At 46.6% G+C, this 6,942-nt stretch carries 5 protein-coding genes and 1 rRNA gene; 5 read left to right on the forward strand and 1 reads right to left on the reverse strand.

Annotation, left to right across the window (positions count from 1 at the left end; all coding sequences use genetic code 11):
* Nucleotides 1-30: 30 nt before the first annotated feature.
* Nucleotides 31-1,326, forward strand: coding sequence for a phosphopyruvate hydratase (eno, locus tag I2B62_RS14580; RefSeq protein ID WP_195269801.1), 1,296 nt, complete (start codon nt 31-33; stop codon nt 1,324-1,326).
* 233 nt (nt 1,327-1,559) lie between these two features.
* On the opposite strand, the gene I2B62_RS14585 is transcribed toward eno, so the two are convergent.
* Entirely contained in the window at nt 1,560-2,561 is a 1,002-nt protein-coding gene (locus tag I2B62_RS14585; RefSeq protein ID WP_195269802.1) for a zinc dependent phospholipase C family protein, read from the reverse strand.
* Between the two features lie 166 nt (nt 2,562-2,727).
* Here I2B62_RS14585 and amrA point away from each other — a divergent pair, with 166 nt between their 5' ends.
* The 4 genes from amrA (at nt 2,728) to rrf (ending at nt 6,591) form a co-directional block, all read left to right on the forward strand.
* The gene (amrA, locus tag I2B62_RS14590; RefSeq protein WP_195269803.1) at nt 2,728-4,194 is read left to right on the forward strand and encodes an AmmeMemoRadiSam system protein A; all 1,467 of its coding nucleotides are present in this window, start codon (nt 2,728-2,730) and stop codon (nt 4,192-4,194) included.
* A gap of 16 nt (nt 4,195-4,210) precedes the next feature.
* A complete protein-coding gene (locus I2B62_RS14595) occupies nt 4,211-5,752 on the forward strand; it encodes a HAMP domain-containing sensor histidine kinase (protein ID WP_195269804.1) in 1,542 nt (513 codons plus the stop codon).
* The gene (locus I2B62_RS14600; protein WP_195269805.1) at nt 5,724-6,416 is read left to right on the forward strand and encodes a response regulator transcription factor; all 693 of its coding nucleotides are present in this window, start codon (nt 5,724-5,726) and stop codon (nt 6,414-6,416) included. Before I2B62_RS14595 ends, I2B62_RS14600 begins: the two co-directional genes overlap by 29 nt.
* Before the next feature lie 58 nt (nt 6,417-6,474).
* Nucleotides 6,475-6,591, forward strand: a 5S ribosomal RNA gene (rrf, locus tag I2B62_RS14605).
* Nucleotides 6,592-6,942: the final 351 nt, after the last annotated feature.

Consider the following 6,942-nt stretch of genomic DNA (forward strand, 5'->3'; position numbering starts at 1 on the left):
AAATAGGAAACTAACACAGGAGGAAAAAGAATGAGTACATATATTGAAGATATTATGGCACGTGAGGTGCTGGATTCAAGAGGAAATCCCACGATTGAGGTGGATGTTTATCTGGAAGACGGCTCCATGGGCAGAAGCATGGTGCCATCCGGCGCCTCAACCGGCGCTTTTGAAGCGGTGGAACTGCGTGATGGTGATAACAGCCGTTATATGGGAAAGGGCGTTTTAAAAGCCGTTAAAAATGTTAATTATATGGCCGAACATCTGGTGGGAATGGACGCTTTGGACCAGGTCGCTCTGGATGAAGCCATGATCGCCATTGACGGTACCCCGAATAAAGGGAAAATGGGCGCAAATGCAATCCTGGGTATTTCCATGGCCAATGCTTACGCAGCCGCCGAATCTCTGGGGCTGCCGCTGTTCAGATATTTGGGCGGCGTCAACGGCAAGATACTGCCGACCCCGATGATGAACATTCTGAACGGCGGAGAACACGCCGACAATAATGTGGATATTCAGGAATTTATGATCATGCCAGTGGGCGCAAAAAACTTTTCTGAAGCGCTGCGCATGGGTTCAGAAATATTCCATAATCTGAAAAAAGTGCTGCAGAAAAAAGGACTGGTCACCAGCGTTGGTGATGAAGGCGGATTTGCGCCAAACCTTGAATCCAATGAGGAAGCCCTTGAAGCTATTATTGAAGGTATCCAGGCCGCCGGCTATCGTCCGGGAGACGATGTGCGTCTGGCCATGGACGTTGCGGCTTCTGAAATGTACAATAAGGAAAATGGAAAATACATATTAAAAGGTGAAGGCAAGGAGCTGACCACTGAAGAAATGATTGACTTCTATGAACGCCTGATCACCAAATACCCCATCATCTCCATTGAGGATGGCCTCGATGAGGAAGATTGGGAAGGCTGGAAAATTATGACCGAACGCCTTGGCAAAAAGATTCAGCTGGTTGGCGATGACCTCTTTGTCACAAATACCGAACGGTTGAAAAAAGGGATTGATCTTGGCGTTGCCAATTCGATTCTCATTAAAGTTAACCAGATCGGTACTCTGACAGAAACGCTGGACGCCATCGAAATGGCAAAACGCGCAGGCTATACGGCTATCGTCTCACACCGCTCCGGTGAAACAGAGGATGTGACCATTGCGGATCTGGTAGTTGCCATGAATGCCGGCCAGATAAAAACCGGCGCGCCGTCCCGGACAGACCGTGTGGCAAAATATAACCAGCTGCTCCGGATCGAGGAATATTTGGGACAGACAGCCATTTACGGCGGGATCAACTCTTTCTATAATTTGAAAAATGTTTAAGTTAGAATTAAGGGCAGGGGCGTATCATAAGCATTGTAAGAGAATCCCCCTCTCTTTTACAAGAACAATCGAATAGCGACAGAACAAGGCCGGGAATTACAAAATTGTAATTCCCGGCCTTTTGTGTTCTGCTGAAGAATTGCCCACAGCTTATCCACAATTTACGCTGTATTTGTGGATAAGCTGTGCAGGATGTCCTCTTTGGGTTATGCACAATCTGTGCATAACTTGGGCTAAAGCTGTGGGTGCTTTTCAAAAATGATATCAAAATGTGTCATTTCCAAATCAGACCCGCATGGAAGCGCCCGGTCATAGCATTTGTTTCCGTACATTTCATGAACCTCGGAGACAGTGACCTTGTCATTGGCCAGGAAGGCGTCCATCATCTTGATCTTGCGCACAGTGTCGCCTACGGCTTGTTTGAAAAGCTGTGGATAACTGTCCGTAAAAGTTTCCCCAGTACAGGGATGCTTCCAGGGCTCCTCTGCGACATTAAGTACAAGGTACTCATTTGTATAAAGCGGATAAAAGACACGGGTAACCAGCCGTTCCTCCTGAATCAGCCTTTCGACAGGCTGAAGAAAATGCTTTTTCCGGTTATTGGGGTCAGAAAAAAGTCTGGCCAGCTGAGCGGTGTCTGCTACCGTGTCCTTGATACAGTCACGGGGTGTGGTTTCACCGTAGATATACTTCATAATAAAGGTAAAAAACTGTTCCAGAGCATTGAGGGTTCTTGGACTTGGCGTAAAGAGCTTTTCCAGAGAAAAGAAACAGCCGAGCTTCTGGTACTCATATTGGTAATGGGCAACATCCAGCAGAACCTCAAAATATTTGTGGTAATAAGAATAGATCCGGCTCCCCGGGAGAGTGCTGTCACAATGGCCGGTTTTATAAAAGATATAGGGATGGGTCGCCACGTCCAGAGAATGGTGGCAGCTGAAGCCCGCAAGATAACTCAGGATAACGTCCCGGTCCCGTTCGTTGGTAAAAGCATATTTAAAACCGTAATAGAAAAAAGCGTCGACCCTTTTCTTATGGATCAGATTACCGTAGCGGTGTAAGGGTTTTGTACCTTTCCAGGGCATGGGATGGTGGTAATAAAAGAAGTCCGGGCCTTGAGTACCCAGACGGTATGCGTCGTAATGGTTAAGAATAATGGCGTTCATGTCGCTGTGGTCTGGAAGCGCGTTTAGTGCCTTGCGTCCGCAGCAGTAATGGTTCAGCATATCTGACATAAAAGGTTTAACCTCCTTGTTGATCATTTTAATAAAGTTATTCTACCATAAGCAGCATTAAAATTCCTTGATAAAAATAAAGAGTTGTAGGGAGATGGCGGGTTGGTTATAATGTTTTTATAAATAAAGAGAATCTGTAAAATAATCATAGAAGGAGAACCATCATATGTATTTAAAAGGAATCGGAATCGCATCGCATCCGCCGGCGCTTATACCTGAGATTGGCGGCGGCAGAGAACTGATGGCGGAAAAGACCGTCCGCGGTATGCGTGATCTGGCGTTAAAGATAGCGGAAATCAAACCAAAAGTGATTATCTGCATCACGCCCCACGGAAATGTCTTTCAGGATGGCGTCAGTGTCATTTATGAAACCAGGCTCGAAGGGGATATGGCAGATTACGGCGCGCCGGAAATCCGGCTGGAAAAGCGCTGCGACATGGGCCTTCTGGAGGAAATAAACCGTCGTTTTGCCCAGTCAGACTGTCAAAGTATTTTTTTGAACCAGAAAACAGCTGAGGAGTTCGACATTGAGCGGAAGCTGGACCACGGATGTATGGTTCCGCTTTACTATATCGAAAAATATTATCAGGATTATAAACTGGTGCACATTACCATTGGAGAACTCAGCCTTATTGAGCTGTTCAGAACCGGGCGTGTTCTGCGCGAAGCCATTGAAGCTTACGGAAAGGATGCTGTCATTTTGTCAAGCGCAGATTTATCCCATTGTCTTAAAGATGAAGGCCCGTATCAGTTTAACGCCATGGGTCCGGTATTTGACGAAAAGATTACACAGGGCCTAGAGAAAAAAGATTATTATTCCATATTAATCCTGCCGCCTAAAATTTATGAGCCGGCCGGCCAGTGCGGACTGCGGCCGATTGTCATGGCTCTGGGAGCAACCGACAGTATAAAAACCCATTCGCATCTCTTTTCCTATGAAGGGCCCTTTGGGGTCGGTTACCTGAGCGCTTTTATTGATTTTGCGCTGGAGGAAAAGGATCCGATCAATGAAAGCCTCATTACCCGGTATGAGCAGGATATGGTCAGGCAGCATGAGGAACGGCTCAAGGCAGAAGATACGTATTTGGCGCTGGCCCGGCTGACCATTGATACCTGGGTAGAGGAGGGTCGCAAGTTTAACTGGAAAAAATACCTGGATGAGACCATGGATCAGGAGGCAAAAGCCGCGCTTCAAAACCAGCAGGCCGGTGTTTTTGTCTCCATCTATAAAGCGGGCGAGCTGCGGGGATGCATGGGGACCTCCCAGGCCGTGACAGAAAATATCGCAGAGGAAATTGTGCGCAATGCCATCGAAGCCTGCGCCTATGATCCGCGTTTTCTTCCGGTCGAACCACAGGAGCTTTATCAACTGGAAATCTCCGTGGATATTTTGGGAAAACCAGAGTACATCCAAGACTTAAAGGAACTGGATCCGCGTGTTTATGGCATTGTTGTAGAAAAAGGCGTGAACCGTGCGCTCTTGCTGCCGGATCTGCCCGGCATTGAAACGCCCGGGCAGCAGGTGGAAATCGCCAAGGAAAAAGCCGGTATTATTGATATGGAGGATGATTTCGAGCGTCTGGTTATCGAGCGTTTTGAAGTGGAACGCCACCAAACCAACGTTGCGTTTTAAATAAAGGAGACACACCATGGGGCTGAGAGACTGGTCCATACGAAAAAAGCTGATTCTTTCAAATATGATGATGATCGTCATTCCGGTCGTTTTAATTCTGGCCATTGTTGGCGGTACAGTGTTTGGCTTTCTCATGGTCATATTGCCCGAAAACCAGGCTGATATGCTGTTTAAGGTGGATGGCACTGTTTCGACCTATCAGCTGCAGCTGGCCTTTGATTCCATGTGCGAAAAAATTTCCGGAAAGGATAAGGAAGATAAGACCGACCTGACTGCCCTGGCGGACGCTTTGGAAAAGCTCGGAGCGTCGATTGCCGTAACAGGGGGAGAAATGCCCTATCTTACCAAAGGTGTTACGGTTAATGAAATCGAGGCAGAGGCCCGTGAGATTGCCGGAACGCCGGGGCTTGAGAATCAACCGATATTTCTCAGGAATGACAGGGGGCTTGTCTATCTGATGCCTGTTACCAATCAGGAAGGCGAGACAATCCGTCTGCTTGTTGTCAGTGGTGAGATGGAGTTTGGGGAGAGCTCATACGCGATCTGGGATACCTGGGACAATATTAAACGAACCATTAAGATCAGCGCGGCAGGGATAGCCGGTGCCGCGGTGATTATTGTGGTGCTGACCGGGCTGCTGCTGGCAGGAAAGCTTTACAAAACCATGATTCATTCGATAAAGCGTATTCAGAAAGGCGCCCGGGAGATCCGTGACGGCGTGCTGGATCAGCCTGTGGAGGTTTACAGTAAGGATGAGCTTGGCGAGGTATGTGGTGACTTTGAAGAAATGCGTATCCGTCTTAAAGAATCAGTTGAACTGCAGCAGCGCTACGAGAACTCCAGGAAAGAACTGATAGCAGGGATTTCCCATGATCTTTCGACACCCCTCACCTCCATTAAAGGATATACCAGCGGTCTTCTCGATGGTGTGGCCAATACCCCGGAAAAGCAGCAGCGTTACCTGCACACCATTTACGACACTGCCTGTGATATGGAAGAGCTGGTAGACAGCCTGTTTTTGTTCTCAAAGCTGGACATGGGGAAAATGGATTTTCAACTGGAAATCCTCTCGGCCAGAGCCTGTGTCGAAAATTTCTGCGAGGATGCACGCCTAAAGGTAAAGAACCGAGCTGTCGAAATTCAATTGGACAGCCAGATAGAATATGAAAGACTGGTGACCATCGACCTGGCACAGTTTGGACGGGTGCTCTGGAACCTGTTTGAAAACAGCCTCAAATACGCCGGGGAAGAAAACACAAAAATAAAAATAAGCCTGACGGAAGAAGCCGGAGTAGCAGTGCTGCGTTTCGAGGACAATGGCCCCGGTGTGGAAAAGGATGCGCTTGAGAAGATATTTGACAGCTTCTACCGGACCGACCCCGCCAGAAGCAGCCAGAAAAAAGGCAGCGGCCTGGGACTGTCCATTACCCGGGAGATTATTAAGGGCTTTGGCGGCAGCATTTACGCAGAACCATCAGCGTTGGGCGGTCTGGCAATGATCATACATTTACCGATAACGGAGGACCAAGATGAAGAAGATTCTGATTATAGAGGATGATCGGAAAATCGCAGAGCTCGAAAGAGATTATCTGGAAATCAGCGATTTTCAGGTCGAGCTTGCCAGCGACGGCGATGCCGGACTAACCTCTGCCGTGAAGGGCAGCTTTGATTTGATTGTATTGGATTTAATGCTGCCTGGCACAGACGGCTTTACGATCTGCAGAAAGATCCGTGAAAAAAAGGAGACGCCAATTATAATGGTCTCAGCAAAAAGGGATGACGTTGATAAGATACGGGGACTTGGCTTGGGCGCAGATGATTATATGGTTAAGCCCTTCAGCCCAGCGGAACTGGTAGCCCGGGTCAAGGCGCATATCACCAGATTTGAACGACTGACCAGCCAGGGGCAAAAAGCCAACCACTATATAATCGAAATAAACGGGCTTAAAATCGATAAGAACGCCAGAAGGGTTTATCTAAAGGACAATGAAATAACGCTGGCTAATAAGGAATTTGATCTTCTTCTGTTTATGGCTGAGAACCCCAACATTGTATTTAATAAAGAAACCCTTTTTGAAAGAATATGGGGGATGGATGCGCTTGGTGATACCACAACCGTCACCGTTCATGTAAACCGGCTTCGCGAGAAAATTGAAGAAGACAACCGGGAACCCCGTTATATTGAAACAGTCTGGGGAGCAGGATACCGGTTTAAAATATAAATAAAAAAAATTAAAAAATGCTTGACAAAACTGCGCTGGAAAACTATAATAATAAAAGTCTCGTGATGATGGCAAAGGGGAAACACCTGTTTACATACCGAACACAGAAGTAAAGCCCTTTAGCGCTGAAAGTACTTGGTGGGCAACTGCCTGGGAGGATAGGACATCGCGGGGCTTTTTTATGCCTTTGATTTTCAACAGAAATTAAAAAGTATAAAAATAAAAAAAGTGCTTGACACTAAGTGTGGTGAGCGCTATAATAATTAAGCTGTCTTGAGAGAGCAGCAGCCACAACGTTTTTAAAGTTTCAGCAAAATGAAATTTAAAAAATAAATTTTAGAAAAAGCTTGACAAACAAAAACGATTGATGGTATACTATAAAAGTTCTCTCGTGAGAAAAGTACTTGCGGGAAAACATATAATTTTCCAAAAAGAAACACGGTTTGGAAAAGGGTCATAGAAAAGAGAATAGTACCATAAAACCTGAAATTCCAGCTGATGCAAATCAGCAAAGGATAAAAAACGC

The organism is Eubacterium sp. 1001713B170207_170306_E7, from assembly GCF_015547515.1.
GTDB lineage: Bacteria > Bacillota > Clostridia > Eubacteriales > Eubacteriaceae > Eubacterium.